Raw genomic sequence first — 24,301 nt, forward strand, 5'->3', positions numbered from 1 at the left:
TGAAAGAAATGCCATGCGCACTATCGCCACACTTGCCGAATTGAAGACCCTGATCGGCCAGGAAATTGCCGTGTCTGACTGGATCGGCATCCCGCAGGAAAAGGTGCAGCAGTTTGCCGATGTCACCGGCGATCACCAATGGATACACACCGATGTCGAGCGCTGTCATGCCGAATCGCCGTTCGGTGGCACCATCGCGCACGGCTTTCTGACGCTGTCGCTGTTGCCGACAATGATGGAGAGTGCCGTCACGATGGGCGATGTCAAGATGGCCGTGAACTACGGTCTCAACAAGGTGCGCTTTCCGGCACCGGTTCCGGTTGGCAGCTGGCTGCGCGGGCGCATCAGCGTACTGGCCGTCGACGACATCCCGGATGGCGCGCAAGTGACCTGGCAGATCAGCGTCGAACGCAGTGGCAGCGACAAGCCGGTCTGCGTTGCCGAGCTGATTTCACGCCGTTACAGCTGAGTCAGAGCGGCCGTGCACGAGCACCCGACGCACGGCATGCAGGGACGATGGACTTTATTGCAGCGGGCTCCATTTTTCGATGATGGCGATGAGCTGGGCCGCTGAAAAAGGTTTGGCGAGGTAGTCGTCCATGCCGGCTCGCAGGCAGCGCTCCCGCTCGCCATCGATGGCGCTGGCGGTCAGGGCAATGATTGGCGTGCGTGGTGCGCCGGTTTCGGCTTCACGTGCACGCAGGATGCGCGTCGCTTCATACCCATCCATCACCGGCATCATGCAATCCATCAGTACCAGGTCGTACTGTTCCAATGCCATCGCCTCCACCGCGCGCTCGCCATTGACCGCTTCTTCGACAAGGTAGCCACGCTTTCCGAGCAGGATACGGACCAGTTGCCGGTTCATTTCGGTGTCTTCGACCACCAGCACCTGCAACGCCCGCGCGCTGGATTCTTGCGGCGGCACCAATGTCGGTACCTTGATGGCGTCGGCAATCATTGGTGTAGCCACCGGTGCAACCGCCGTTGTAACCGCGGTTGCAACCGCGGTTGAAACAACCGCTGGCTGCTCGGCAACGCGGGCCGGTACATGAAATGAAAAACGTGTGCCAGCGCCAATCTCGCTGTGGCATTGAATGTCACCATGCATCAGTTCAATCAGACGCTTGCAGATGGCCAGGCCCAGGCCGGTGCCGCCATATTGTCGGCCTATCGAATTGTCGGCCTGGATGAATGGTTCAAAGAGACGCTGCTGTGCCTGTGCACTGATACCGATGCCGCTGTCGGCGACACGGTAATTGAGCCGGATCAGCATCGGATCGACTGGATCGGGTACGGCCTGAAAGCTGACCGTGACCGATCCGGCCGGCGTGAACTTGATCGCGTTGTTGATCAGGTTACTGAGCACCTGGCGTATCCTGCTGGCATCCGCAACAGCGAGCAACTCACCCGTTACATCGATCTCCGTCCTGATCTGTACGTGTTTTGCGCTTGCGCCGGCCCGGTGCAGATCGATGACCTCGTTGATCATCCGGACCGGATCAAACGTGATCAGGTCAATTTCCATGTGGCCCGCTTCGACCTTCGAAAAATCGAGGATTTCGTTGATGATTCTCATCAGATGCTGCGCGCCGTTGTGGACGTTGTTGGCATACAAGCGCTGGCTGGTATCGAGTCGGGTTTCAAGCAACAGTTCCGACATGCCGAGGATGCCGTTCATCGGGGTACGGATCTCGTGGCTCATCATTGCCAGAAAGCTGGACTTGGCGGCATTGGCGTCATCGGCCTCCTGTCTCAGTGCGTGAGACTGCTCGGCATCCTGTTCGCGTCGCTTCAGCAGGCGTGCCATCAGCACGAACGCCACACCCAGCGCCAGCAGGCTGGCCAGCCCGATGCCGCCCAACAATCGCACCGTGCTGCGCCAGCTGCTCAGGTACAAGTCATCGGTGATCGTGATGGTAATGGCCATCGGATAGCCGCGCACCATGCGCACCGCTGCCATGCGCGGCGTCTCGCGCAGATTGTCAAACGGCCGTGGCAGGGTAGTCAGGATGACGTCGTGCGTTTTTCCGGTCGACAGTACCGCATGGGTCGCACCGAGCTGGCTTTTGGTTGCCATGAGCTTGTCGGCATTCGGCCAGCGCGCCAGCAACGTGTAGTCTTGTCGCAGCACCGAGACGGAGGCCTGCTCGCCCAGACTCACGTTTTTGAAAAAATCACCAAAGAAATCGGAGGAAATCCCGACCAGCACCATGCCCAGAAAGTGGCCATCAGTGCTGTTGATACGTCGGCTGATGTAAAACGTCCATTTGCCATTGCCCTTGTTCCTGACTGGCCTGCTCAGGAAAACGGCCGGATCGACGTTGTCACGGTGATGCACAAAGTAATCCCGCTCGGCGAGATTGATCGCCGGTGCGGGAAAGGCCCGCGTGAAGTTGATGACGTCACCAGTCGCATCGATGATGCTGACCACGTCGACCTGCGGCAAACCGCTGATCCGGTCGCGCATGATCTGGTGTGTTGCCATCGTGCGGAAGGTCTTGATCAGCCCTGCCTGGTCGGTCGCGTTTGCGTTCTCGACCATTTCACCGATGCTGTCGAGCACCAGATATGCCGAAGCCATGGTCTGTGCGGTATTTTCGGCCAGCACCAGCGACAGGTTACCAAGGTCTCGGCGCCAGTCTTCGATCGCGCGGTCACGCAGTATCCAGCTCGATGCGACGGTCGCTCCGATCAGCAACACAATCATCAGCGTACCGATGAGGGTGGTCGCATGCCTGGCACCGGAACGCTTGCGTGTTGTCACGGTAGAGGACATCAAGGGATGACTCTCTCGGTAGCGGACTCTGGCTGCCCGTCGAAATGCGCGATGCTGAAACGGACTTCCTCAACGACCAGATCAAACAGTCGTCGCAGTTCTGGCAGATGCGGCAACACCAGATCGTTGCGTTTGCAGCGTGCATGCTGTTCTATCTCGCCGAGCAACACGCTCAGTTCTTTGGCGCCGACTAGCCCCGTACTGCCTTTGAGCGAATGGCTTTCGAAATGGGTTGCTCTGTCGTCGCCATGCTGGATGGCCAGTTCAAGCCGCGCGTGAACTGGCCTGGTGATCTCGACGAACATGGATGACAACTCCCGGAACAGCTCCAGATTGTCGCCTGCACTTTCCAGTAATAAGTGTGGATCAATGGCGCTGTAGCGGTGGATTTGCATCGATGACCCTTTTGTAGCAAGTGATTAACTGGTTGTTTTATTGCTTAATGGTAACTGAAAATGTCGCGCCCGGTCCTGAATTCGGTTCGAGTCTGAGGGTGCCGCCCATCAATTCGACCAGGTGCCGCGCAATCGGCAGGCCCAGACCTGCGCCATCATTCTGGCGGCTGGGTGAATCGTCTGCTTGCGAAAACCGTTCAAAAATCTGTTCCCGCAAATGGACCGGTACGCCATCTCCGCTGTCGCTGACCGCCAGTTCCAGTCCGGCCGGGGTCGGGCGGGCGCTCACACGGATAGCACCCGTATTCGTATGCCGCACCGCATTGTCGAGCAGATTGTCGAGCACACGCAGCAGACGGGACCTGTCACAAACTAGTGTTACCGGCGTTGCCGGATCGATGGTGATGTCGATCGTGACCTGTTTGGCGTCGGCGCTCGGCAGATGGCGCGCGATGGCGTCTTGCAATAGCAGGGCCAGGTTTTCTGGTTGTGTTGCGAGTGTGATCGTGCCGGATTCGAGCGCGCTCAGTTCTAGCGTCGCCTCGACCAGGGTCATCAGACGGATTCCGCAAGCATGGATTGTTTGCGCAAAGCCGCCATGGGTCGAGTCGCTGCCAAGTTCTTCAACCATCAACTGCGAAAAGCCGAGAATGCCATTGAGCGGGGTGCGCAATTCGTGCGACATGTTTGACAGGAAGCGTGATTTGGCCAGGCTGGCCGCAATCGCCCGTTCCCGGCTGACCATCAGACGGCCGACCAGGATGATGATGCTGGTTGTGAACAGCAGGATCACCGCGCTGACCAATCCGGCGATCAGCAGCGACCGGTCACGGTCGACGTAGTACGGTGCCAGCCGTTCTTCAATATCGACACCCACCGCCACCATCAGCGGATAGTGGCGCAGCTTTTCAAACGCCAGGATGCGTTCGTGGTCGTCGATCCCGCTGTTTGCTGTCATGACACCGTGATCGCTGGCCTGCATCGTCTTGAAAATCTTGCTGTCTGAAACATCCATGCCCATCGTGGTCTGGTCGCCAACCCGGCGCACCCGGATCACGCCGTCGACACCGATGAGCGTGATCAAGCCAAATTTGCCGACATCGATCTCGTTATAGAGCTGCGTAAAATACTGCGGATCTATCGACACCACCACCACGCCTTTGAAGCGGCCATCCGGATAGCTGATGCGGCGCGTCATCTGGATCGACCATTTTTGGGAGACGCGCCCAAGTACCGGGCGACTGATGAATAGCTCGCCATTGTCGGTGCCGGCATGGACTTTGACGTGCTCGCGATCGGACAGGTTCATCGGTTGGAAAGGCTTGCTCGACAAGACGACGTCGCCGTGTTCATCCACGATCGTAAACAGGTTGTAGATGTTGTCCGGGTTCAGGCCCACCTTGAGGTCCTGAGCGATGTCGAGGTCCAACCCCAGCGTGTTGTAGCGAAAGCGCAGATAAGTGACGGCCTGATCGGCGGACTCGACGGTGCGATTGGCATGTTCGTTGAACAGGCGGGCCAGACTGCGCACGTCGCGCTGGGTGTTCTCGATGATGACTTGCCTGGTTGCGCGCAATTGCAGCACGGTCAGGGTCCACAGTCCTGCTACCAGCGCGGCGGCGAACAGACCAAGCAAAAGACGTGCATCGATTTTCTTTAGCATGATGAAGCGCAGACTGGTCAGTAGGCAACCGGCAAGTTGCGATGCTGCTGCGCGCAACAGGCGCGCAGATAACCACGCAGTTCATCGTAGTTAATTGGCTTGCTGAAGTACACCACGCCGGTCGGAATGCCACCACGTTCGCCGAGTTCGGCTTCGCTCAGACTCGACAGAATCGCAATGTGCATGTCCGACAAGTCCGGATAGCCAAGGATAGTGGTGACCACTTCGTAGCCATCGATACCGTCCATCATCACGTCGGCCAGCAGCACGTTGGGTTTGTTGCGGGAGACTTCGATCAACGCCTGGTAGCCGTTTTCGCAAAAGGTGAGCGTCGCATCCAGGTTCCATGAGGTAATTTGCTGCTGGTAGATTTCTCGTTGCATCACATTGTCCTCAATGATCACAATTGACGGTTTCCTGCCCTGCACGGCGCGCGAGCCGTTATGGTCCGACAGTGTCGTCTGCGACGCCTTGTAAGCTTGAATCGCTTGTAGCGGGATGCGACGATGACCGCCCTTGGTCTTCCATGCTTCGATGATGCCCGCTTCCACTAACTGCTGCACCGAGGTGACGGAAATGCCCAGCAGACGCGCGGCATTCTGGGTCGTACAAATTTCAGTCGCAGACATGTTGCTGTCCTTAATTATAGTAAAAATTGAGTTTAACCAATTTAAACAGTTTAACCAAAGGACATTTTTAATCAATTGTCTTGCCATCTCACGTGGAGTGGATATTTCTCATGGAGAGGTGTTGTTTTTCTCCCGATTGATAGGCACTGAATCGTCTTGAAATAATTTTCTGATGGCAATTTAATACGTTACAAATAACAGAATCAGGATATCAAATCAGCGAACTACCAGGCGACTCGGTACAGTCGATTACCGGTAGCAAACTGGCGGCCAGTGCGGCAAAGTCCTGGGCACCACGGCAACCCGGCGCGTAGTGCCGCACCGGCTTGCCCACGGCAAACGCTTCGGCCAGCTTGATGTCGTTGCGAATGCCACCCAGTACCCGGTGCGCGCCAAACTGCCGCGACACATCGGCACTGATGCTGCGATGCTGGCGGATGTGGTCGGCGGCCGTCATCGGCAGAAAGCCGAGGATTTTCAGATCCGGATTTTGTACTGACATGACCTTGAACAGCACGCGCATCAACTGCCTGACACCTTCAAACGAGAGTGGATGCGGGACATACGGCACCAGCACCCAGTGCGCGGCTGACAAGGCATTGAGCAGCAGGATGTCGAGCGAGGGCGGCGTATCAAGGATCACCAGATCGAACTGGTTCGCCAGCGCTGCATCGGCGAGTGCCTGCGCCAGCCGCAGCGGATCGCGCGTGCCGCTACCGTGTTCGAACAGCTGGTCGGCCGGTGCCAGCCAGAGGCGCTCGATGCAGCTCGGTTGCACTACTTCCATGAGTCCGATGCCGCCATCCGCTTCGCCGAACAGCGCATGCACGGTCGCGGCACCGGGTGCGACCTTGAGCCCTAGTCCGACTGCGCAATGTCCTTGCGAATCGAGATCGACCAGCAGCACGCGCTTGCCCAACGCGGCCAGTTCGCTCGCCAGATTGACGGCGGTCGTAGTCTTGCCGGCACCGCCCTTGCGGTTGCACACCGCAATGACACGCGGCGACTTCATGGCAGCATCGCGCCGATCACGCGGCGCAGGTCGGCATGAGAAAACGGCTTCGTCAGTACTTCCTTGACACCCAGCAGCGAGGCCGATTCGAGATTGAATTGCGAACTGATGGCACGGCGTCCGCCGGACATCGCAATGATCGGAATGTCTTTGCTGCTTTGGGATAAGGCCAGAATGATTTCGACGCCATCCATCTGCGGCATCAGGATGTCGGTCAGGATCAGGTCCGGCTGTATTGTATCGAGCCATCGCATCGCCTCCATGCCGTTGGACGCGATCGTGACCTCGTGACCATCTTTTACCAGCATATGGACCAGCATTTGCCGGAACTGGAGATCGTCCTCGACGACGAGAATATGTGCCATGACGGATTTCCTTTGCTGTGGTTGGTTGTTAGTGGAGTGGAGGTCTGGCCAACGGGGGTGCCGAGAGCTGGGTCTGACAGACCAATGGCAGGATGACCCGAAAACTGCTACCCATGCCGACCTCGCTGTGGATAGTGAGCTGGCCACCAAGATCGGTGATGATGCCGTACACCACCGACAACCCGAGCCCGCTGCCCTTGCCCGGTTCCTTGGTGGTGTAGAACGGATCGAGTGCGCGCTGGAGTACTTCCGCCGGCATGCCGCAACCGTCGTCATCGATGGTCAGCATGAAACACGGCGCGCTGGAGCCGTCCGCGCGCAGCAAGGGCGGTGCCGGTGCGACATTCAGATCGAGCTTGCCGGCACCGTCCATGGCATCGGCGGCATTGATGCACAGGTTCATGATGATCTGCTCGATCTGCAGCGGATCGGCAAGGGTATAAGCCACCTCCAGCTCGGGGTGAAACGTCACCTTGATCGCCGGTGGCAGCGTCATGCGGATCATCTTCAGGACGTCACGTACCCGCGCCACGGCATCGAACGTGGAAGGAATGATCGGGCTCTCGCGGGCAAACGCCAGCATGCGCATCACCAGATCGCGCGCGCGCAGACTGGCGGAGGCAATTTGCTGCGTGTATTCCATCGTGTTGCTGCTGTCCGGATAATCCTCGATCAGCAGTTCGGCATAACCGTTAATGATGCCGATGATGGTATTGAAATCATGCGCAATCCCGGCTGCCATCGTGCCGATCGCTTCGAGCCGTCCGGCGCGCTCGAGCTGGTCCTTCATCGCATCTTTCGCCTCGCGCTGTTTGCGAAAGGCAAAACTGAACGCCATCGTCGCTTCCATCAACGGCGCCATCATCGGCGCAGCCACTTGCTGCAACGGCAGTGCAGGGTGCTCGGTAGCCATGCGCAAGACGGCTTGCTGGTGGATTTCGATCAACCCTTCGGGGGCGATGCCGTGTGTCATCAGACCGCGTCCAAAGTCGGCTGCCGCGATCAGGGCCTCCTCCGGATCAGCGTTAAAGACCGCTTCGGTAAATAGCGCGTAATAGGTGTCATGCATATCGCTCATCGCGCACTCCCTGTGTCGCCGTGCCGGTATACCAGCACCGCCGCATCGTCATCTTTCCGCGCCCAGCCTCGTATAACTTCGTCGGCAATCTGCTGCGGCGTCGCGTTTTTGTGCTCCATGCAGGTCCGGCTGCCCGACGATTCGTCAATGCCGTCCGTACTCAGGACAAGCCGGTCACCCTGTTCCAGACGGATCCGGTCCGGTATCGGCGGCGCATGGCCTGCGCCGACAAAACCACGCCCTGCACCCAGCCAGACCGCACTGTTCACACCGAACAATCTGACCCGGATATTGCCGGTCACGCCGAGTGTGAGCAGGTTGCTGTCAAGATCAATGATGGCAATGGCCAGCACCGCACCACGGGTGTCGAGCAAGCGTTCGTTGCAGGCGGCGAACATGGCTTCGCAACTGTCATCAAGATGCGCGGCGATGCATTGCATGGCCTTGCTGGCCGCACGATGGGCCGCTGCACCGTGGCCGAGTCCGTCGGCCAGCGCCAGCACGTGCCGATGCGTCCCGATCCACCAGTGGCCGACATCCCCGCACAGCAGCTCAGTCTTGTAGGCCCGTTGCGCGTAGCCGAAAGTCATAACCATTTGGACGCCCGTACCGTGGTGCCAAGCCCTGCGCTGCTTTCGATGACGATTTCATCCATCAAGCGTTCGACCCCGGGCAAGCCGCAACCGAGAGTGCCGGTGGTGCTGTAGCCTTCCTGCATGGCCAGTGCCAGATCGGCGATGCCCGGACCGTGGTCCACGGCCAGCAATTCGACACCGCTGCGCTCGGTCACTGCACGCACCGTGACCACGCCACCGCCGCCATGAACCAGCACGTTGCACGCCAGTTCCGATGCGGCAGTCGCAATCTGATAGCTGCGGGTGCGATCAAAGCCGGTCTGCTCGGCCACCTGTCGAGCCGCGCGGCAGGCCGTGGCGACATCGGCATGGACCGCAATGCGGATCGACTCGGTGCCGGTCATGGCTTATCCTTGCGGATCGACATGCTGATCGTCACGCGGGTCAGGCCGGGACGTGACTCGATCATGAAGCTATGGACCAGCCGACGCGTGCCGGGCAACCCGGCTCCGAGGCTGCCGCCGGTGCTGTAGCCGTCCTGCATCGCTTGCGCCACATTGGTAATGCCCGGACCGTGATCTTCGACCACCACCTTGATGCAGTTGAAGGCACCGTCGGAGGCATCCGAAATCCGGCACTCGCCGTCTTTGGCATATTCGATGATGTTACGTGTCAGCTCGGACACGGCCGTGGCCATGCGGGTCTGATCGGCACTACCGAAACCAAGGCAAGCCGCAAGCTGGCGCGTGAGCCGGCGGGCCACCACAATATCGGCCGTGGTACAGATCGCAATGATGGCGTCGGCGTCAGATGACGAGGTCATCGTCTTCACTCAGCAGGCTGTAATCGCCGCGCGAGGCGATACGTGATTGCAGCGTTTTCAGGCCCTGCTCCAGATTAAAGGTGCAATCGGCACTGAGCAGACCACGACCCATTTCAACCAGCGTGAAGGCGACGAAAGGCTGGATGCCGCAGACAATGACTTCGGCACCAAGCAGACGCGCCATGCTGGCCGTATCGTTGATGACCCGCGCCATGAATGAGTCCACCACATCAAGCGCCGAAATGTCGACCACCACGCCGAGTGCTTCGATCTCGGCAATCGTGCTCAGCAAATTGGACTGAAAAGCAAGCGCCTCATCATCACTGAGATCTTGCTGGATCGCCACCAGCAGGATACGTCCTAGACGCGGGATGGCGATCTTCATGACCGGCTCGAGGCAACTGGCACGATGCGCCGATTGATCAGTGACAGTGCTTCGGCCACGCCCGAACGCAAGGTCGCGCGGGTAATCACGTTAGGCAAACTGATGCCCAGCTTGGTCAGTGTCAGCGCACCGTCGGGATTAAGTCCGGTCATCACGACGCGGGTACCGAGCAGCTGCGCGGCGTCAACAGTCTTCATCAGGTGGCGCGCCACCGAGATATCAAAAATCGGAACGCCGGTGACGTCAATGACCGTCACGCTGGCTTCATAGCGGGTAATCGCTTCGAGCAGGTTCTCGGTAAATTTGCGTGCGCGCGCGGTATCGATCACACCGACCAGTGGCAGCAGCAGCACATGGTCCCAGAGCCGGATCACCGGCGTCGACAGTTCGACCAGCGACGCGCTCTGTTGCAAAATCACGCGCTCGCGAGTTTCGACAAACGCTGAAAAAGTCACCAGCGTGAGGCGGCCAATGACGTCTTCGACGGCGGCCAGATTGACTTTCATTTCGACGGGTGAGCTCATCAGTTCATGAATCAGTGCCAGCGTCAGCACGCTTTTGAGACACATCACGTATTGCGCTGTCTCGGTCGGCGTAAAGCCGGACACCGCGCGGCTGGCGCTGAACTCGCTCATCGCCAGCACCAGCGGATGAGTCTCGCCGAATTCCCACAGGCCGGACTCCGGATAGGCGGAAAAAATCTTCGCAATTTCTTCCAGCAGGAGCGCCGTGTGCTGACGCATCTCGTCGACGTTGAACGTGTTCGGTAACAGCGAAGACCAGCTGGTGAGAATTTCAGCGACCCATTTTTCATGCAGGACAGTGCGTTGTTCGGAGAGCAGTCGGTCCAGTGCGGCCAGGTGATGAAGGTTCATGGTGCATTCTTTCGGTTGTAGTGCGATCTGTTTGTTTCGGGAAGGACGGTGTCCATCTTGTTCGCTGCTATTCCATTTACTAAAAACCCGGTGGGTACAAAACCGGTAGGTGCAAAACCGTAGGGTGCAATAACCGCAGGGCATTGCACCGAATGCACCGGGGAGGTGGCGTCATACCCCCTCAAAACAACTCAATCTTCAAATCACTGGTGTCATCAACGCGATGTCGTCCCGAGTGCTTGTGCTTTTCTTCTTCGCTGGCATAGCGATCGGTAACGGCTTCGAGTTCACCCGGCAAATGCGCCAGGCCAGCCGGATCCAGTGCGATCTGTTCGACCGCCGTCACCAGAATGGCATTGCGTTCGGCCGATGCGAATTGCAGGCGTTCGATCGTTTGCCGGACCACGTCCTGATACTGGATCTGGCCCAGCACGTCGGCAATTTCGCGCGCCAGGTCGACGTTGTATTTGGTCACCACGACAAAACGGGTCTTGTAGTACTGCGTCATGTCTTCAAAGTTTTCCTGCAGCTTCAGGATCGATGCCGCAGCCAGCGAGACTTCAGTGAGCCGTTGCGATGAGTCGGCGATGCTGGCAGCCATGCCGTCTTCAACGACGAAGCGGGCGCGTTTCAGACCCTTGCCGATCTGGTCGGCGACCGTGCCTGAATTAGCTGCCAGCGTGCGCATTTCTTCGGCAATGATTTTGAACGCCGCGCCGGAAGCGCCAGCGCGGGTGGCTTCGATGGCGGCGTTGATCGCCAGCAGATGCGACTGCATGCTGATCGCATGCACTGCCGCGACCAGGCCGCCCATCGCACGGATTTCTTTGGCCACTTCTTCGACGCTGGCCAGATCGCGTGCCATCGTGACCGGCAATTGTTCGATGAAGGTGCCGATCCCGACCAGGAATTCCACGCTGTCGGTAATTTCGTTGCCGATGTCGCTGGCTTTGATGCTCGACCCATCCAGATACGTCACCAGCGTACTGGCCGAGTCATACAGGCGTCGCACATCCCCGATGATGGCGAGCGCCGAGTTTTCGGTGTCGCTGACGATCTCGTCGAGCTTGTCGTTGATGGTCTGATCAAGTCGCAGATGCGCAGTCAGGGCGGCTTGTGCCGGATGGATCTGCGCATCGAGGTTGGTCTCTGCTGGCAGTCGTTGCGAAGAGGATCGCCACGCCAGCAGAGCGCCCGCCGTCATCACCAGCACAGCCAGCAACAGCAAGCTGTCGCCGGGACGGCCTAGCCAGCCATCGCTGGTTTGCAGTGTGTCGGCCGGCAGCACGCGGCCAAGCAGGAGCGCCGCCAGTCCGGCCGCGATCACTTGCCACGCCGGCGCAACCGCGCTGGTACGACGGCAGTACCAATGCCACGCGGTCTGCGCCGATTCCTGCAGGCGGCTGGCGGGATAGGCCATGGTCATGCTCCGGGCAAGACCTGCTTGATGATCTTGATCAGATCGGTACCACCGACCGGCTTGACCAGCCAGCCGGTCGCGCCGAGCTTCTTGGCTTCATCGCGCCGGGCCTGCTGGCTTTCGGTGGTCAGCGCCAGAATCGGAATGAAGCGATAGCCGGGCAGGGCGCGCGCCTTGCCAATAAATTCGATGCCGCCCATGTTGGGCATGTTGATGTCGGTGATGATCAGGTCAGGCTTGCCGCCTTTTTGCAATTTGTCGAGTGCGATGACGCCATCGGCGGCAGTGATCACGGTGAAGCCGCTGATCTCCAGGCTGTTTTTCAGACTCATCAGCATCGTTGCCGAATCATCGACGACCAGTATGGTTTTTGCCATTGTGTTTCCTTGCTTCTTGTTGATTGTTCAGGCGTCCATGGCTGCATGCAGCCAGGTTGCCAGGGATGGATCATGCGGCCAGTTCGTGACCGTTACGCCGGCGGCCATCAGGACTTGCAGGTTGGCTGCGTGCAGGTGAATGCAGCCCGAGAAGTCCGCTTTTGCCTTGGGATTTTTCTGGCACCACTGCAGCAGGTCTTCGGCGTCTTCGACGCTGACAACGTCATCAAAAACGGCCAGGTTTTTTTTGTATTGGATCGGCATCAGACCAGCTCCTTGAGGTTGAGTACCATCAGCACCGAGCCATCACCAAGCAAGGCCGAGCCGGTGTAACCGGACAGTCCGCCGAGGATGCCGCCCATCGGCTTGAGGATGATGTCGACCACTTCACGGAAGTCATCGACGACGATGCCGACATGCTCGCCATTGAGCCGCACCACCAGCGTGGCCAGTTCATCTTCGTCATTGGCGCATTGTTCTGCATTGGTCGCCAGCAGCGTGTTGAGCGAGCGTAGCGGCACCACGCGTCCGCGCAGCACAGCGGTCTGGTGGTTCTTGATCGCATGGATTTCGCTGCGCGGCACCCGCACGGTTTCGACCACCATGTCCATTGGCACGCCAAAAATTTGCCGGTTCGATTCGATGATCATCACGTTGGTCACCGCAATCGACAACGGCAGCGACAGGCGCAAGCGCGTCCCTTCGCCGACCTTGCTTTCGAGCGTGACGATACCGTTGACCTGTTCCACCGCGGCGCGTACGACATCCATGCCGACACCGCGACCGGACAGATCGGACACCACTTCGGCCGTCGAGAAGCCGGCCGCAAACACCAGGTTGATGGCTTCCTGATCGCTGATGCGTTCCAGCGTGGCTTCGTCGATCAGGCCTTTTTCGTAGGCCTTGCGCTTGATGATGGCCGGGTCGATGCCCTTGCCATCATCGATGATGTCGATGATCACGCGACCGGCTTCCTGCGTCGCCCGGATTTCCAGTTTGCCTTCGGCCGGCTTGCCGGCGGCGCGCCGCACATCGGGCGCTTCGAGGCCGTGATCGAGACTGTTGCGCACGATATGGATCAGCGGATCGGCCAGTGCTTCGATGATGTTCTTGTCGGCCTCGGTGTCTTCGCCGATCAGTACCAGACTGACTTCCTTGCCGAGCTTGCGCGAGATGTCGCGCACCAGTCGCGGAAAGCGCTGGAACACAAATGACACCGGCATCATCCGTACCTGCATGATGGCGCCCTGCATTTCTTCGGCGATGCGGTTGATCACCGCGTACTGGGCCTTGATTTCACGCGACAGTTCGCGCACGCCAAAGACACTTTCGGCGCGAGCGGCCAGATACGGCAAGCCATTTTTGGCGACCACCATTTCGCCGATCAGGTTCATCAGGCGATCGATTTTTTCCTGGTCGACGCGCAGGGTTTTGGCGGTGGCAACGGCGCTGTCGTCGGCGCGCCGGTTGAACTTGATATCCCCGTCGACGGCAGGCACAACGACGGTTTCGGGGTGGTCGATTTCCTTCACAGCCACTGCCACATCGACAGCGGCGATGGCCGCCGTGTCAGCACCCGCAGCCGGTTCTTCGGTCGCAGCGACCAGCCAGTCAAGCAAAACCGCCGAGGCCGATTGCGCCATCGCTGCAGCCAGCGCAGCATCGAGTCCGGGCAGCAGGTCGGCGCGTCCGATGCTGGCAAAGCAGGCGGCCAGCGTCGAGCCGACCGCTTTCAGTCGTCCCGGCAACCAGTTCACCTGATCCGGCATGCGCAGGATCATCAGCTGGTTGGCGATGACGGTGGCGGCGATGTCGTGGGCCGGCGAAGTTGCAGGCGCAGGCGCAGGCGCTGGTGCAGGCGCTGGCATGGCGCTCGCTTCGGTCTTGGCGGCGACAGGTTCTGCCGCCAGGCGTGGCGGCGCAAACGTGCGCAACGAGACGATCACTGCATGCAGCGCTGCGCGATTGGCCGGCTCGGTTTCAAGGATGACCAGCAGCCAGCGCAAGGCCGAGGCCAGCCACAATCCGGCGGCCGATAATTCCAGCATCGAGCGGGCCGCCCGCTCCAGCGTGGCAAGGTCGCCGCGTGCCAGATGGGCCAGTGCAGCCAGCACGAAATCTTCGTAGACCGGACCACCGTTTTCATCACCTTGAGGCAGCGCTAACGCGAGGGCGGACAGTGGCGTGATCGTGACCTGCTCTGGTACGTAGCGGAAGTGCTCGTCCAGCTCGGCGCGGCTGGCAGTGCTGACCAGTTCCAGGTGCAGGTTGCTGTGATAGGCATCGAGTTCGGTCAGTACCGGCCAGGCGCTGCCGGCGCTGACGCGCTGCCAGACGATGCCAGGCACATTACGCGCCAGGAAGAACGGATCTTCGCCCTTGAAAAAGCATTCCGCTTCGGGCACGTAACTGACCCACAGCAGCGTTGTGCCAGCCCGGTACCATTCCATGCGCAAGGTTTCCGGCACCCGATTGAGCGGCAGTCCGGCGGCGCAGTCAGGCGCACTTGCTACCTCATCGTTGCCGTCGGTGCTGGCATCCGGTGCGGCAATCAGTTGACGCAAGGCCGCCGCCATCGCCACGGCTGCCGGCGCGTGGGCGGCCGCGTTGTCATTGCCGGCGTCGATCTCGTCGAGCAGCAGGCTGACAAAATCCATCGCATCAAGCAGCCGGTCGGCCAGTTGCTGGCTGTAGGGCAGGTCGCCTTCGCGCACCACCACCATCAAGTCTTCGGCGGCATGCAGCACGCGCAGCATTTCCGGGTAATCAAACAGGCCGCAATTGCCCTTGAGCGTATGCACCAGCCGGAACAGCTCGCCCATCAGCGCGCCATCGTCGGGCGTGTTTTCAAGCTGCATCAATTTCTCGCTAATGCCTTGCAAGAATTCGCGCGCCTCCGACAGGAACTGCTGCAGTAACGGCGTCATGTGCTGGTGTCACCAAGCAGCAGGCGTACATGCGTGACCAGCAAGTCAGGGCGGGTTGGCTTGATGATGTACATATTGGCACCGGCTTCAAAGGCTTTGGTCTGGTCGCTGGTCTTGGCTTCGGTCGAGATCATCACCGCAGGCGCTTGCGGAATGGTCGAGTGACCACGCAGTTCGCGCACGAACGAGTAGCCATCGAGCTTGGGCATGTTGACGTCGACCAGATACAGGTCATAGGTCGCGTTCAAGGCTTTTTCGAGCGCCTCGATACCATTGATGGCTTCATCCACTTCATAGCCGGCGGCTTCCAGGATGCTGCGGTGGTACATGCGTACGGTCGCGGCATCATCGACAATCAGGATGCGTTTCATTTTCTATCCCCTGGTTTTTGATACACGATTGCCTCTGGAAACTTGCGGATCTTGTAGAGGGATGAAATGCGGCTCATCGATTCCGAATGACCAAGGCAAATAAAGCCACCCGGATGCAGCGCGTCGTAGAAGGTCTCGGCAGCCTGCTTGCGCGAAATGTCATCAAAATAAATTAGCAGGTTGCGGCAAAAAATCACGTCGAAATTGCGGTAGCTGCGCACGTCGGCCGCTTCCATCAGATTCACGCGGGTGAACTCGACGGTGCCGCGCAGGTCATCGCCGAGCTGGAATCCGGCAGTGGTTTCGCGAAAATATTTTTGCAGATAATTGCGCGGCACATGCTTGATCGAGCGTTCCGAGTACACGCCGGCGCGGGCCTGATTGAGGATCTTGGTGTCGATATCCGACGAGATAATTTCGACGTCCCAGTCGTTGATGCCGGACCAGCGTTCGATCAGACACATCGCGATCGAATACGCCTCTTCACCCGACGACGACGGGATCACCCAGATGCGAATGGGTGTCTTGTCTTTTTTGCTTGCCACCAGATCGGGCAGGATCGAATTGACCAGACAATGAAACTGGTATTCCTCGCGAAAGAAATAGGTTTCGTTGATCGTCATCAGATTGACCAGCGCCTGCAATTCGTTGCCCGACGCCTGAAAACGCAGCATCGTGAAATAGCTGCGAAAGCTGTCGTTGGCGGTGGCTTCGATGCGTTCGACCAGACGCTTGTCGACGAAGTAGCGCTTCGAGGTTTCAAACTGGATACCAGTTTTGCGATAAAAGAATTCCTGGAATTTCAGAAAATCGTCGTCGCTGATGGTGATTTTTGGCATGGCGTGCTCAGACCTCCCCGATGCGTTTTAACGCCAGATCGGTCGCAAACCGGATGTACGGTTCGCCCGGAAAACGTTCGCGCAGTCGCAGCAGCGAGGCGCGTGCTGACGGTGAGCCGACTTCGCCGAGCAAGTCGACGGCGGTGCCACACACATTGATGACGCTATCGTTGTCGATGACGTCGATGAGCCATGCCTCGACATGCGGATGGCGCAGCGATTCGAGCACATTGACCGCCATGATGCGTACGTCCGGATCGGCATCGGCCAGCAGGCCACCCATGATGGGTGCGACTTCGTCGGGCAAGGCTTTCATTGCTTCGATGGCTTCGTTGCGCATGACGGCGTCTTCGCTGCGTAGCCATTCGACCAGGCCGGCGACCGCGATATCGTCACCGAGCCGGGTCAGGCTGGTCAGGATAAATTCACGTACCGAGCGGTCGTCTTCGCGTTTCAGTCGTGCCACCAGTGCGCCCGTCGATGCCGGATAAGCGAGCAGGTCGCGCGCGGCCCAGCGTCGGATGGACGGATCGGCATCGTCGAGCTGGTCGATCAGCCCGGCAAAATCACGTTCCGATACGCGCTGCGACTCGCTCGAGTCTGCGGTCGACGCTTCAGTCAGTGCCACGTCAGGAGATTTTTTGATAAAGGCCATATGCGTTCCTTGGTCAGCAGCCCAGCCAGGCATTGAGCTGGCGGGCAATTTTGTCGGCAGGCAGGGTGATCGATGCGCCCCCCAGCTTGATCAGTTCGGCGGGCATGCCGAACACCACGGCGGACTCTTTGGATTCGGCAATGGTGCGACCGCCGCGCCGTTTGACTTCGGTAAAAGCAGCCGCACCGTCGTTACCCATGCCGGTCAGCATGACCGCCAGGACTTGCCTGGCATCGAGCTGCTCGAGCACCGAGCGCGCCATCAGATCGACCGATGGATGCCACAAGTGTTCGCTGCTTTCGGGTTTCGCAATCGCGGTGAGCTTGCCGACGCGTCGCACCACTTGCAGGTCAGCGCCGCCCTTGGCGATGTAGACCGTGCCGGGTACGAGTGACATGGGCTTGCTGACCTCGACCACTTGCATTGCACACAATTCATTCATGCGCTGGGCAAAGGACAGCGTGAAGCTGCCTGGCATGTGCTGCGCCACCAGCACCGGATACGGAAACTGCGCCGACAGAAGTGGCAGCACCAGTTCCAGCGTGCTTGGTCCGCCGGTCGAGACGCCAATCATGACCAGACCCTCGCCGACCGTGCTCACTGGTGCGACTGTCGCTTTCAGAGGTGGCAGCGGTTTTTCGGCCGCTTTGCGCGGCAGCCGCATGCGCGCCCTGGCCGCCGTGCGCACCTTGGCGATGATGGCGTCGCGGACCACATCGAGCGAGAGCGAAATCGTGCCGCCCGGCTTGACGATGTAATCAACCGCGCCAAGGTTGAGCGCCTCGAAGGTGGCCAGTGCGCCTTTTTCCGTCAGTGACGAGATCATCACCACCGGTGCCGGCCGGCCAGCCATGATCAAGGACAGCGCGGTGAGGCCATCCATCTCCGGCATGTTGATGTCGAGGGTGATGACATCGGGCTCGAAGGCGATATTCTCGTTGACCGCTTCGTTCCCATTGCGCGCCAGTCGTATCGTGAAATCCCCTTCGGCTTCAAACAGCGACGACAGCTGTCGTCGCATCAGAGCCGAGTCATCAACGATAAGCAATTTGATCATCCATCTGCTCCGTGTTGATTTACGCGACGACCAGTTCTGCCAGTGCCTGCAGTTCCTGCTTTTCAATCAGATAGGTCGGGTCGAGCAGTTGCACCATGCGTTTCTGCTTTTCGAGGTTGGCCATACGCGCCAGTAGCATTGACTGCTCGCCGGACAGATGCGGTGCGGCCTCGATGGTGGACTTGTGAACCTTGAGGACTTCGACGACCGAATCGACAATAAAGCCGGTACGCACGCCATCGATGAGAAACACCATGATGCGCTGGCGGTCGCTGCGTTCGATCTGTTCCAGGCCGAGCCGACGGCGCAAGTCCATTACCGGCAGTACCGCGCCGCGCAGATTGATGACGCCTTCGACCGCAGCGGGTGCCTTCGGTACGCGTGTCATCGCTTCGGCGACGCGGACGATTTCCTGCACGCTGTCGATCGGCACGCCAAACTCTTCCTTGCCCAGGACGAAGACGACGACCTGTTCTTCATCATCGCTGCGATCGTCGTCGCTGCTTAGGGCGCGACTGCCGCTGTCATCGAGTTCGCTCTTGTCTGCCATGTTGTCTACCGTAGTTAATGCTTCCTTGATGGCGGCATGGCGAAACATGTTGCCCACCGAGAGAATCGAGACAAGACGCTTGCCGCTGTCGAGCCGGCAAATCTGCGAGATGTCCGACATGTTGCCTTCCCTGGACAGCATGGCCGGCATCGCATCGACATCGGTGCGTGCCACGCGCAGCACTTCGTTGACGCTATCCATGACCACGCCGACCGAGGCGGAACCCAGCGAGACGACCACGATGCGACTGTTTTCGTCGGCGTCGCGGGTCGGCAAACCGAACATGCGACGAAGCGACACCAGTGGCAACAGCCGGTTGCGCAAGGTCATCACGCCCAGCACATGGGATTCCGAATGCGGCACATGGACAATCAGTTCCGGCACCTGGACAATTTCCTGCACGTCGTCGATGACGATCGCGTATTCCTGATCTGCGACTTCAAAGTTGACCAGATGCAGTTCGTCATTGATCTTGTCTTGCAGCGCATCCGAGCGTTGCACCGCTTGCGTGGCGATCTCGGTGTGGTTGCTGGCCTTGACGGCAATGTCGGCAAATTCAGCGGCGATCAGCTTGCCAAAATCAAGCACCATGATCATCGGATAGCCGCCGACATCCTTGAGCAGTCCGGACACCAGTTCGGTGTTGACCGTCGAACTGATGGCGGCTGTACCCTCGATATGGCGCGGGTCGACACCGACCACGCTGACCACCCGGTCCACCACGAAGCCCAGTGGCTGTCGCCCCTGGTCGATCACTATGGCGCGGCTGGCGTCATCGGCGACGCGTTCGTCAAAGCCGAAAATACGACGCAGGCTGATGATGGGCAGGACCTTGCCACGCAAGTTGGCCAGGCCGTCCAGCGTGCGCGGTGCCAGTGGCACCTTGACGACATCCGGCACACGGATGATTTCCTGAACCGGAGCCATATCGACGGCAAACACTTCGTCGCCGACGATGAAGGTGACGAACTGACGGATATCCGTGGTGGCTTCGACTTCGGCTCTGGTCGCTTCCTGCAAAGCGACCGCGTTGGAATCGTTATTTTCAGCGGTCATCACGGTCTCCGTCAGGCGCTCTGAAGTTCGTCAGCCAGCGAGGCAATTTCCTCGACCGCAGCGGAGAGTTGTTCGGCAGCTTTTGATTGCTGCTGCGCGACGGTGGCAGCTTCGTTGGCGGCCTTGTCAGCTTGCTGGGCAGCGGCAGAAATCTGGTCGACACCGGTCTTGACCTGCGATATCGCATTGGCGATCTCGTTGGCGGCAACCAGAATTTCACGGGTGCCCTTGTCGACCGAGAGGATGTCCGTTTCGATCGTGATCAGGCTTGATGTAATCGTCTTGGCCTTGTCGGCGGCACCGGAAGCGGTTGCCATTATTTCGTCGAGGTCGCGACCAACGATGCCAATCTGGTCTTGCACCGCACGCACGAGGTCCTTGATACGGTCGGCGTTTTCGGCCGAGTCATGCGCCAGGTTACGGATGTCGGTGGCGACCACGACAAAGCCCTTGCCGAATTCGCCGGCACGCGCTGCTTCAATCGAGCCATTCACTGCCAGCATGTTGGTCTGGATCGAGACAGTGGTGATGGCGTCGACGATCTTGTCGATCCGGCGCGAGACCAGTTCGAGTTCCTTGATCTGCTTGAGGCTGCCGCGCGATGCATCGACGGACGACGAGATGCCGGTGATCAGGCTATCGATGCTGGTCTTGTTGACGTCGAGCAGGCTCTTGATGGCAATGACTTTTTCGCCGCTGGCCTTGCCACGGACTTGCGCGACTTCGACGCCTTTTTCGATTTGCGAAATCGCTGCTGCGACTTCTTCGGTACCAGCCGATTGCACTTGCGCGCCTTTCAGGATCTGGTCGAGTGCAGCCATGATCTGGGAACCGGACTGGCTGATTTCTGCCACGGCCGACGACAGCTGCTCGGCAGCGGCGGCGACTTCTTCGGCGCTCTTGGCGACATCGGTCGAATTCTTCAGGTCTTCGGCCATTTCAGCCAGGTTTTGCGAGGTCTGCTCGCATTCGGTCAGCGCCTGACTCTGCTGCGCGACGGTCTTGGCACCTTCTTCGGCGGCAGCGGATTGCTCTTCGGCGGCGGCGGCGATGTCTTCGGAACCTTTGAGCGACTGCTTGGCCGCATTGGTCGATTGCAAGGCACCCGTAGCAATTTCACGGATGCCGCCAACGATGTCGATTGCGTCGATGCGAATCTGTTCGAGTTGTTCGGTAATGCGCTTGCCGTTCTCGACTTCGCTCAGTACACGTTCGACCGAAGAGCCCATGCCGTCGGCGATGACTTTGACTTCCTGCTGGATTTGCCCGACCAGATCCTGAATCTGCTTGGCACTTTTTTCGGAGGTTTCGGCCAGTGTGCGCACTTCATCGGCCACAACCGCAAATCCCTTGCCGTGCTGGCCGGCGCGGGCTGCTTCGATGGCTGCGTTCAAGGCCAGCAAATTGGTCTGGTCAGCGATGCGGGCCACGGCCTTGACGATGTCGCCAATATTGGCGGCCTGCTTTTCAAGCTCGACCACCATGGTCACGGAGGCGCCCTGACGGTCAGCGGCGACGCTGATGTTGGCAATGAGCATGGTCACTTCGCCATTAATCTGCGACACCAGCGTTTGCACGCTCTCGGCCTTGGTCTGGCTGATATCCGCGTTCTGTAATTGGCGGGCAATCGCCCCTTCGACTTGCTGCAAGGCAGCCAGCGATTCCTGCGCCGCGCCGGAGGCTTCTTCGGCACCGGTGGCGATCTGGTCGGACGCACGTTTTAATAATTCGGCTGCGGAAGAGGCTTCGTTGATGCCCGATGACAGTTCGGCGGTCGCGGCGGCAATCCGTTCGGCGGCCTGCTGCTGCTTGGCCAGCGTGCGTGCTTTCTTGCGCTGGGCTTCGGCATCGCGTCCGGAAGCGGCGGAGACCTTGCTGCTTTCAGCTCCGGTGGCAGTCGTTGCGGAGGAAAACTTTTTGACAAGCGCCATCGTGCGCTCCTTTTAAGTGGATTGACCAACCAGACCCGACAGCCTTGATAGCTGAAAGAGCATAAATTTATAAAGGACAAGCCATGGGCGTGTTCCGTCCATGAATTCCACGCTTACAGTCGTAGAGAACGGGAGTGATCTTACCAGTAATGATTTGAATAAAGCCCTCATCTGTTAAATTATCGAAAATAAATATTTTTATCGCCTATATTTGGAAAATTTGAGTTTTCCATAAGCGATAAAGATGGTACTTGACGGAAATCTTTCGGCGCAACTGACACCTGGTTGCGATTTTTTTTAAAGATTGGTTTGTTGATCTAATTTTATGATCGCTAAGACCATTAAATTTATTTCTATAATTATGTTTATAACGAATAAAACAATTCATTATGGTGCGAGAAATTTGCTAGAATGATGCTTGCAAGAATTTTTCAACGGAAAATCTATCCGCTTGCAACTACGTACTGCGTCGTGCCGACACTCACGGTGATGCATCGCGGGGCACTGCAGACCTTGTATTCATGTCAGCAGCGCGCTTTTTCTCACCTTGAAATGACTATGGCTAGCGAACTCAATTTTCTTGTTGTTGATGATTTTTCCACGATGCGGCGCATCATTTCCAATTTGCTCAAGGAAATCGGCTTCACAAAGATTCACGAAGCAGAAGACGGTGCTGCCGGGTTGCGCATGCTGCAATCGAGTCATGCAAATGGTGTACCGATTGACTTTGTCATCACCGACTGGAACATGCCGGTCATGGATGGATTGGAGTTGCTCAAGCAAATCCGGCTTGACCCGGTAAGAGGTAATTTGCCGGTGCTAATGGTGACGGCCGAGGCAAAGAAGGAAAACATCATTGCAGCGGCCCAGGCTGGCGCCGACGGCTACATCGTCAAGCCGTTCACGGCGGCCACGCTGAAAGAAAAACTCGACAAAATCATGATCAAGAAAGGGGTGTCGACATGACCACTTTTATCGACCCGCCTCCGGCGGCATTGCAGTTGCCCGCGGCAGGAAGCGGGATTCCGGTGTTCGAGCGTCTCGGCATGATCGTGCGGGCATTGCACGACACCTTGGCGGAACTGGGTGCCGACGGTGTGCTGGAAAGCGCCGCGAGCGAATTCCCGTCCGCCCGCGAACGCCTGGTGCACATCGCTAACCTGACTGAAAATGCGGCCAATATCGTACTGCTCAAGGTTGAAGAAAATATCCCGGTGCAAGAGCAGTTGCGGCGGGATGCGGCGACGCTTGAGCAGTCGTGGGGTGCGGCCGCCAACGATGCGGTCAATGATGTTAATCCAGTCACGCAAGCCGAACTGGTCGCAACCACCCGGCAATTTCTGGCGCAGGTACAAAGCGGTTGTGGCGGTACCCGCGCGGCGTTGTCGGACATCATGATGGCGCAGGATTTCCAGGATCTGACCGGACAGTTGATCAAGAAAGTCGTTACGTTGATGGAACGTACCGAAAACGATTTGCTCAAGTTGCTCATCGATGCGGCACCACCGGGCACCGTGGTGCAGGTACAGCGTGTCGAAGAAACCGCCGGCCCGGGTGCGCCAGGCAGCACCGCGCTGGACCAGTCCAGTGTCGATGATTTGCTGGCTGACCTTGGTTTTTGAGTCACGGTTCGGTATGGTGTCACCTACGTTGGCTCAGTTGGCTCAAATAATTGATCGCGCTTCGCTTTTCAAGGAGTCCAGGATGGCATTCCGCACGGTGTTGCTAGCCGCTTTCGCGACCTTCTTCGCCGTGGGTGCGCAGGTCCCCGCTGCTGCTGCGGAGCGTTTGCAGCGCGTTCTCGATGCCGGCGAATTACGCGTCTGTGTGTGGCCCGAGTATTACGGCATTACCTATCGCAATCCCAAGACCGGCCAGCTTAGCGGGATCGATATCGACATCGCCACCGCGCTGGGCAAGGAACTCGGCGTTCGGGTGCGCTTTGTAGACAGTTCGTTCGCATTGCTGGTCGATAAGCTGCTAACCGATCAATGCGATATTGCGATGCACGCAGTCGGAATTACACCGGCCCGTCGTGCCCAGCTGGCATTTACGCAGCCGTATTTGCGCAGCGATATCTATGCCGTCACTGCCGTCAACAACAAAGCGATTGCCAGTTGGGCGGATCTTGACCAGCCCGGTCACTTGATCGCCGTCCAGGCCGGTACGGTGATGGAGCCAATCATGCAGCGCGCGTTACGTCAGGCCACGCTGATGGTCGTCAAGCCGCCGATGTCGCGTGAAACGGAAGTCGAATCCGGTCGTGTCGATGCCTTCATGACGGACTTTCCGTACAGCCAGCGCATGCTCGACCTGACCAACTGGGCGCGCGTGATTGCCTCACCCCAGCCTTTCCATCAGACCGATTACGCGTATGCGCTGGCACCGGGGGACTTGTCGTTGCTGGCGCGGGTCGACCGCTTCATGCAAGTCATTCGTGCCGACAAGCGCTTGTTGCAGTTCGCACGGAAATACCGGCTCGACGCGATCCTGCTGGCCGACGGCGAGCGGCGTGAGCCGGTCTTGTCGGGGAACTGAG

26 protein-coding genes are annotated in these 24,301 nt (G+C 58.7%); 4 read left to right on the plus strand and 22 right to left on the minus strand.

Annotated elements, in window-relative coordinates:
• The first annotated feature begins 13 nt into the window (after positions 1-13).
• Positions 14-469, plus strand: coding sequence for a MaoC family dehydratase (locus QN370_RS00305; protein WP_322127539.1), 456 nt, complete (start codon positions 14-16; stop codon positions 467-469).
• Between the two features lie 54 nt (positions 470-523).
• On the opposite strand, the gene QN370_RS00310 is transcribed toward QN370_RS00305, so the two are convergent.
• The 22 genes from QN370_RS00310 to QN370_RS00415 all read right to left on the minus strand — a co-directional run bounded on the left by QN370_RS00310 (position 524) and on the right by QN370_RS00415 (position 21,762).
• Entirely contained in the window at positions 524-2,779 is a 2,256-nt protein-coding gene (locus QN370_RS00310) for a hybrid sensor histidine kinase/response regulator (protein ID WP_322129136.1), read from the minus strand.
• Entirely contained in the window at positions 2,779-3,174 is a 396-nt protein-coding gene (locus tag QN370_RS00315; protein WP_322127538.1) for an Hpt domain-containing protein, read from the minus strand. The genes QN370_RS00310 and QN370_RS00315 overlap by 1 nt, the downstream gene beginning before the upstream one ends.
• Positions 3,175-3,211: 37 nt before the next feature.
• A complete protein-coding gene (locus QN370_RS00320; RefSeq protein ID WP_322127537.1) occupies positions 3,212-4,894 on the minus strand; it encodes an ATP-binding protein in 1,683 nt (560 codons plus the stop codon).
• On the minus strand, positions 4,855-5,466 hold the full coding sequence (locus tag QN370_RS00325; protein WP_322127536.1) for a response regulator: 612 nt from the start codon (positions 5,464-5,466) through the stop codon (positions 4,855-4,857). The genes QN370_RS00320 and QN370_RS00325 overlap by 40 nt, the downstream gene beginning before the upstream one ends.
• Positions 5,467-5,677: 211 nt before the next feature.
• Positions 5,678-6,478: a ParA family protein gene (locus QN370_RS00330; RefSeq protein WP_322127535.1), complete on the minus strand. Its 801-nt coding sequence runs from the start codon at positions 6,476-6,478 to the stop codon at positions 5,678-5,680.
• Positions 6,475-6,843, minus strand: coding sequence for a response regulator (locus QN370_RS00335; protein WP_322127534.1), 369 nt, complete (start codon positions 6,841-6,843; stop codon positions 6,475-6,477). The genes QN370_RS00330 and QN370_RS00335 overlap by 4 nt, the downstream gene beginning before the upstream one ends.
• A gap of 28 nt (positions 6,844-6,871) precedes the next feature.
• A complete protein-coding gene (locus tag QN370_RS00340) occupies positions 6,872-7,921 on the minus strand; it encodes a sensor histidine kinase (RefSeq protein WP_322127533.1) in 1,050 nt (349 codons plus the stop codon).
• The gene (locus QN370_RS00345; RefSeq protein ID WP_322127532.1) at positions 7,918-8,517 is read right to left on the minus strand and encodes a SpoIIE family protein phosphatase; all 600 of its coding nucleotides are present in this window, start codon (positions 8,515-8,517) and stop codon (positions 7,918-7,920) included. Before QN370_RS00345 ends, QN370_RS00340 begins: the two co-directional genes overlap by 4 nt.
• Positions 8,508-8,900, minus strand: coding sequence for an ATP-binding protein (locus QN370_RS00350; protein WP_322127531.1), 393 nt, complete (start codon positions 8,898-8,900; stop codon positions 8,508-8,510). The genes QN370_RS00345 and QN370_RS00350 overlap by 10 nt, the downstream gene beginning before the upstream one ends.
• Entirely contained in the window at positions 8,897-9,319 is a 423-nt protein-coding gene (locus QN370_RS00355; RefSeq protein WP_322127530.1) for an anti-sigma regulatory factor, read from the minus strand. The genes QN370_RS00350 and QN370_RS00355 overlap by 4 nt, the downstream gene beginning before the upstream one ends.
• On the minus strand, positions 9,303-9,704 hold the full coding sequence (locus QN370_RS00360; RefSeq protein WP_322127529.1) for an STAS domain-containing protein: 402 nt from the start codon (positions 9,702-9,704) through the stop codon (positions 9,303-9,305). Before QN370_RS00360 ends, QN370_RS00355 begins: the two co-directional genes overlap by 17 nt.
• On the minus strand, positions 9,701-10,579 hold the full coding sequence (locus QN370_RS00365; protein ID WP_322127528.1) for an STAS domain-containing protein: 879 nt from the start codon (positions 10,577-10,579) through the stop codon (positions 9,701-9,703). Before QN370_RS00365 ends, QN370_RS00360 begins: the two co-directional genes overlap by 4 nt.
• 181 nt (positions 10,580-10,760) lie before the next feature.
• On the minus strand, positions 10,761-11,999 hold the full coding sequence (locus tag QN370_RS00370) for a methyl-accepting chemotaxis protein (protein WP_322127527.1): 1,239 nt from the start codon (positions 11,997-11,999) through the stop codon (positions 10,761-10,763).
• 2 nt (positions 12,000-12,001) lie between these two features.
• Positions 12,002-12,376 carry a response regulator gene (locus QN370_RS00375; protein WP_322127526.1) on the minus strand — a complete coding sequence of 125 codons (375 nt, stop codon included), beginning with the start codon at positions 12,374-12,376 and terminating at the stop codon, positions 12,002-12,004.
• 27 nt (positions 12,377-12,403) lie between these two features.
• Positions 12,404-12,640 carry a hypothetical protein gene (locus QN370_RS00380; RefSeq protein WP_322127525.1) on the minus strand — a complete coding sequence of 79 codons (237 nt, stop codon included), beginning with the start codon at positions 12,638-12,640 and terminating at the stop codon, positions 12,404-12,406.
• A complete protein-coding gene (locus tag QN370_RS00385) occupies positions 12,640-15,303 on the minus strand; it encodes a chemotaxis protein CheA (RefSeq protein WP_322127524.1) in 2,664 nt (887 codons plus the stop codon). Before QN370_RS00385 ends, QN370_RS00380 begins: the two co-directional genes overlap by 1 nt.
• Positions 15,300-15,674, minus strand: a complete 375-nt coding sequence (locus QN370_RS00390) for a response regulator (RefSeq protein ID WP_322127523.1) — start codon at positions 15,672-15,674, stop codon at positions 15,300-15,302. Before QN370_RS00390 ends, QN370_RS00385 begins: the two co-directional genes overlap by 4 nt.
• Positions 15,671-16,513: a protein-glutamate O-methyltransferase CheR gene (locus QN370_RS00395; protein ID WP_322127522.1), complete on the minus strand. Its 843-nt coding sequence runs from the start codon at positions 16,511-16,513 to the stop codon at positions 15,671-15,673. The genes QN370_RS00390 and QN370_RS00395 overlap by 4 nt, the downstream gene beginning before the upstream one ends.
• Positions 16,514-16,520: 7 nt before the next feature.
• Entirely contained in the window at positions 16,521-17,168 is a 648-nt protein-coding gene (locus tag QN370_RS00400) for a HEAT repeat domain-containing protein (protein ID WP_322127521.1), read from the minus strand.
• Between the two features lie 13 nt (positions 17,169-17,181).
• The gene (gene cheB, locus QN370_RS00405; protein ID WP_322127520.1) at positions 17,182-18,225 is read right to left on the minus strand and encodes a chemotaxis-specific protein-glutamate methyltransferase CheB; all 1,044 of its coding nucleotides are present in this window, start codon (positions 18,223-18,225) and stop codon (positions 17,182-17,184) included.
• A gap of 19 nt (positions 18,226-18,244) precedes the next feature.
• Positions 18,245-19,831 carry a chemotaxis protein CheW gene (locus QN370_RS00410; protein ID WP_322127519.1) on the minus strand — a complete coding sequence of 529 codons (1,587 nt, stop codon included), beginning with the start codon at positions 19,829-19,831 and terminating at the stop codon, positions 18,245-18,247.
• Positions 19,832-19,842: 11 nt separating this feature from the next.
• Positions 19,843-21,762: a methyl-accepting chemotaxis protein gene (locus tag QN370_RS00415; RefSeq protein ID WP_322127518.1), complete on the minus strand. Its 1,920-nt coding sequence runs from the start codon at positions 21,760-21,762 to the stop codon at positions 19,843-19,845.
• A 558-nt stretch (positions 21,763-22,320) separates the two neighbouring features.
• On the opposite strand from QN370_RS00415, the gene cheY reads away from it, so the two are divergent.
• The 3 genes from cheY to QN370_RS00430 all read left to right on the plus strand — a co-directional run bounded on the left by cheY (position 22,321) and on the right by QN370_RS00430 (position 24,300).
• Complete coding sequence (cheY, locus tag QN370_RS00420; protein ID WP_322127517.1) at positions 22,321-22,728, plus strand: chemotaxis response regulator CheY; 408 nt, start codon at positions 22,321-22,323, stop codon at positions 22,726-22,728.
• Positions 22,725-23,384 carry a protein phosphatase CheZ gene (locus QN370_RS00425; protein WP_322127516.1) on the plus strand — a complete coding sequence of 220 codons (660 nt, stop codon included), beginning with the start codon at positions 22,725-22,727 and terminating at the stop codon, positions 23,382-23,384. The genes cheY and QN370_RS00425 overlap by 4 nt, the downstream gene beginning before the upstream one ends.
• Positions 23,385-23,466: 82 nt before the next feature.
• Positions 23,467-24,300 carry an ABC transporter substrate-binding protein gene (locus tag QN370_RS00430; RefSeq protein WP_322127515.1) on the plus strand — a complete coding sequence of 278 codons (834 nt, stop codon included), beginning with the start codon at positions 23,467-23,469 and terminating at the stop codon, positions 24,298-24,300.
• The last annotated feature ends 1 nt before the right edge of the window (position 24,301 follow it).

The organism is Actimicrobium sp. CCI2.3 (genome assembly GCF_035019065.1).
GTDB lineage: Bacteria > Pseudomonadota > Gammaproteobacteria > Burkholderiales > Burkholderiaceae_D > Actimicrobium.

What these genes read in the sequence shown, in the direction of transcription:
- QN370_RS00305 (WP_322127539.1), top strand. Translation starts at nt 14, where the DNA reads ATGCGCACTATCGCCACACTTGCCGAATTGAAGACCCTGATCGGCCAG.
- QN370_RS00310 (WP_322129136.1), bottom strand. Translation starts at nt 2,779, where the DNA reads ATGTCCTCTACCGTGACAACACGCAAGCGTTCCGGTGCCAGGCATGCG.
- QN370_RS00315 (WP_322127538.1), bottom strand. Translation starts at nt 3,174, where the DNA reads ATGCAAATCCACCGCTACAGCGCCATTGATCCACACTTATTACTGGAA.
- QN370_RS00325 (WP_322127536.1), bottom strand. Translation starts at nt 5,466, where the DNA reads ATGTCTGCGACTGAAATTTGTACGACCCAGAATGCCGCGCGTCTGCTG.
- QN370_RS00330 (WP_322127535.1), bottom strand. Translation starts at nt 6,478, where the DNA reads ATGAAGTCGCCGCGTGTCATTGCGGTGTGCAACCGCAAGGGCGGTGCC.
- QN370_RS00335 (WP_322127534.1), bottom strand. Translation starts at nt 6,843, where the DNA reads ATGGCACATATTCTCGTCGTCGAGGACGATCTCCAGTTCCGGCAAATG.
- QN370_RS00340 (WP_322127533.1), bottom strand. Translation starts at nt 7,921, where the DNA reads ATGAGCGATATGCATGACACCTATTACGCGCTATTTACCGAAGCGGTC.
- QN370_RS00345 (WP_322127532.1), bottom strand. Translation starts at nt 8,517, where the DNA reads ATGGTTATGACTTTCGGCTACGCGCAACGGGCCTACAAGACTGAGCTG.
- QN370_RS00350 (WP_322127531.1), bottom strand. Translation starts at nt 8,900, where the DNA reads ATGACCGGCACCGAGTCGATCCGCATTGCGGTCCATGCCGATGTCGCC.
- QN370_RS00355 (WP_322127530.1), bottom strand. Translation starts at nt 9,319, where the DNA reads ATGACCTCGTCATCTGACGCCGACGCCATCATTGCGATCTGTACCACG.
- QN370_RS00360 (WP_322127529.1), bottom strand. Translation starts at nt 9,704, where the DNA reads ATGAAGATCGCCATCCCGCGTCTAGGACGTATCCTGCTGGTGGCGATC.
- QN370_RS00365 (WP_322127528.1), bottom strand. Translation starts at nt 10,579, where the DNA reads ATGAACCTTCATCACCTGGCCGCACTGGACCGACTGCTCTCCGAACAA.
- QN370_RS00370 (WP_322127527.1), bottom strand. Translation starts at nt 11,999, where the DNA reads ATGGCCTATCCCGCCAGCCGCCTGCAGGAATCGGCGCAGACCGCGTGG.
- QN370_RS00375 (WP_322127526.1), bottom strand. Translation starts at nt 12,376, where the DNA reads ATGGCAAAAACCATACTGGTCGTCGATGATTCGGCAACGATGCTGATG.
- QN370_RS00380 (WP_322127525.1), bottom strand. Translation starts at nt 12,640, where the DNA reads ATGCCGATCCAATACAAAAAAAACCTGGCCGTTTTTGATGACGTTGTC.
- QN370_RS00385 (WP_322127524.1), bottom strand. Translation starts at nt 15,303, where the DNA reads ATGACGCCGTTACTGCAGCAGTTCCTGTCGGAGGCGCGCGAATTCTTG.
- QN370_RS00390 (WP_322127523.1), bottom strand. Translation starts at nt 15,674, where the DNA reads ATGAAACGCATCCTGATTGTCGATGATGCCGCGACCGTACGCATGTAC.
- QN370_RS00395 (WP_322127522.1), bottom strand. Translation starts at nt 16,513, where the DNA reads ATGCCAAAAATCACCATCAGCGACGACGATTTTCTGAAATTCCAGGAA.
- QN370_RS00400 (WP_322127521.1), bottom strand. Translation starts at nt 17,168, where the DNA reads ATGGCCTTTATCAAAAAATCTCCTGACGTGGCACTGACTGAAGCGTCG.
- cheB (WP_322127520.1), bottom strand. Translation starts at nt 18,225, where the DNA reads ATGATCAAATTGCTTATCGTTGATGACTCGGCTCTGATGCGACGACAG.
- QN370_RS00410 (WP_322127519.1), bottom strand. Translation starts at nt 19,831, where the DNA reads ATGACCGCTGAAAATAACGATTCCAACGCGGTCGCTTTGCAGGAAGCG.
- QN370_RS00415 (WP_322127518.1), bottom strand. Translation starts at nt 21,762, where the DNA reads ATGGCGCTTGTCAAAAAGTTTTCCTCCGCAACGACTGCCACCGGAGCT.
- cheY (WP_322127517.1), top strand. Translation starts at nt 22,321, where the DNA reads ATGGCTAGCGAACTCAATTTTCTTGTTGTTGATGATTTTTCCACGATG.
- QN370_RS00425 (WP_322127516.1), top strand. Translation starts at nt 22,725, where the DNA reads ATGACCACTTTTATCGACCCGCCTCCGGCGGCATTGCAGTTGCCCGCG.
- QN370_RS00430 (WP_322127515.1), top strand. Translation starts at nt 23,467, where the DNA reads ATGGCATTCCGCACGGTGTTGCTAGCCGCTTTCGCGACCTTCTTCGCC.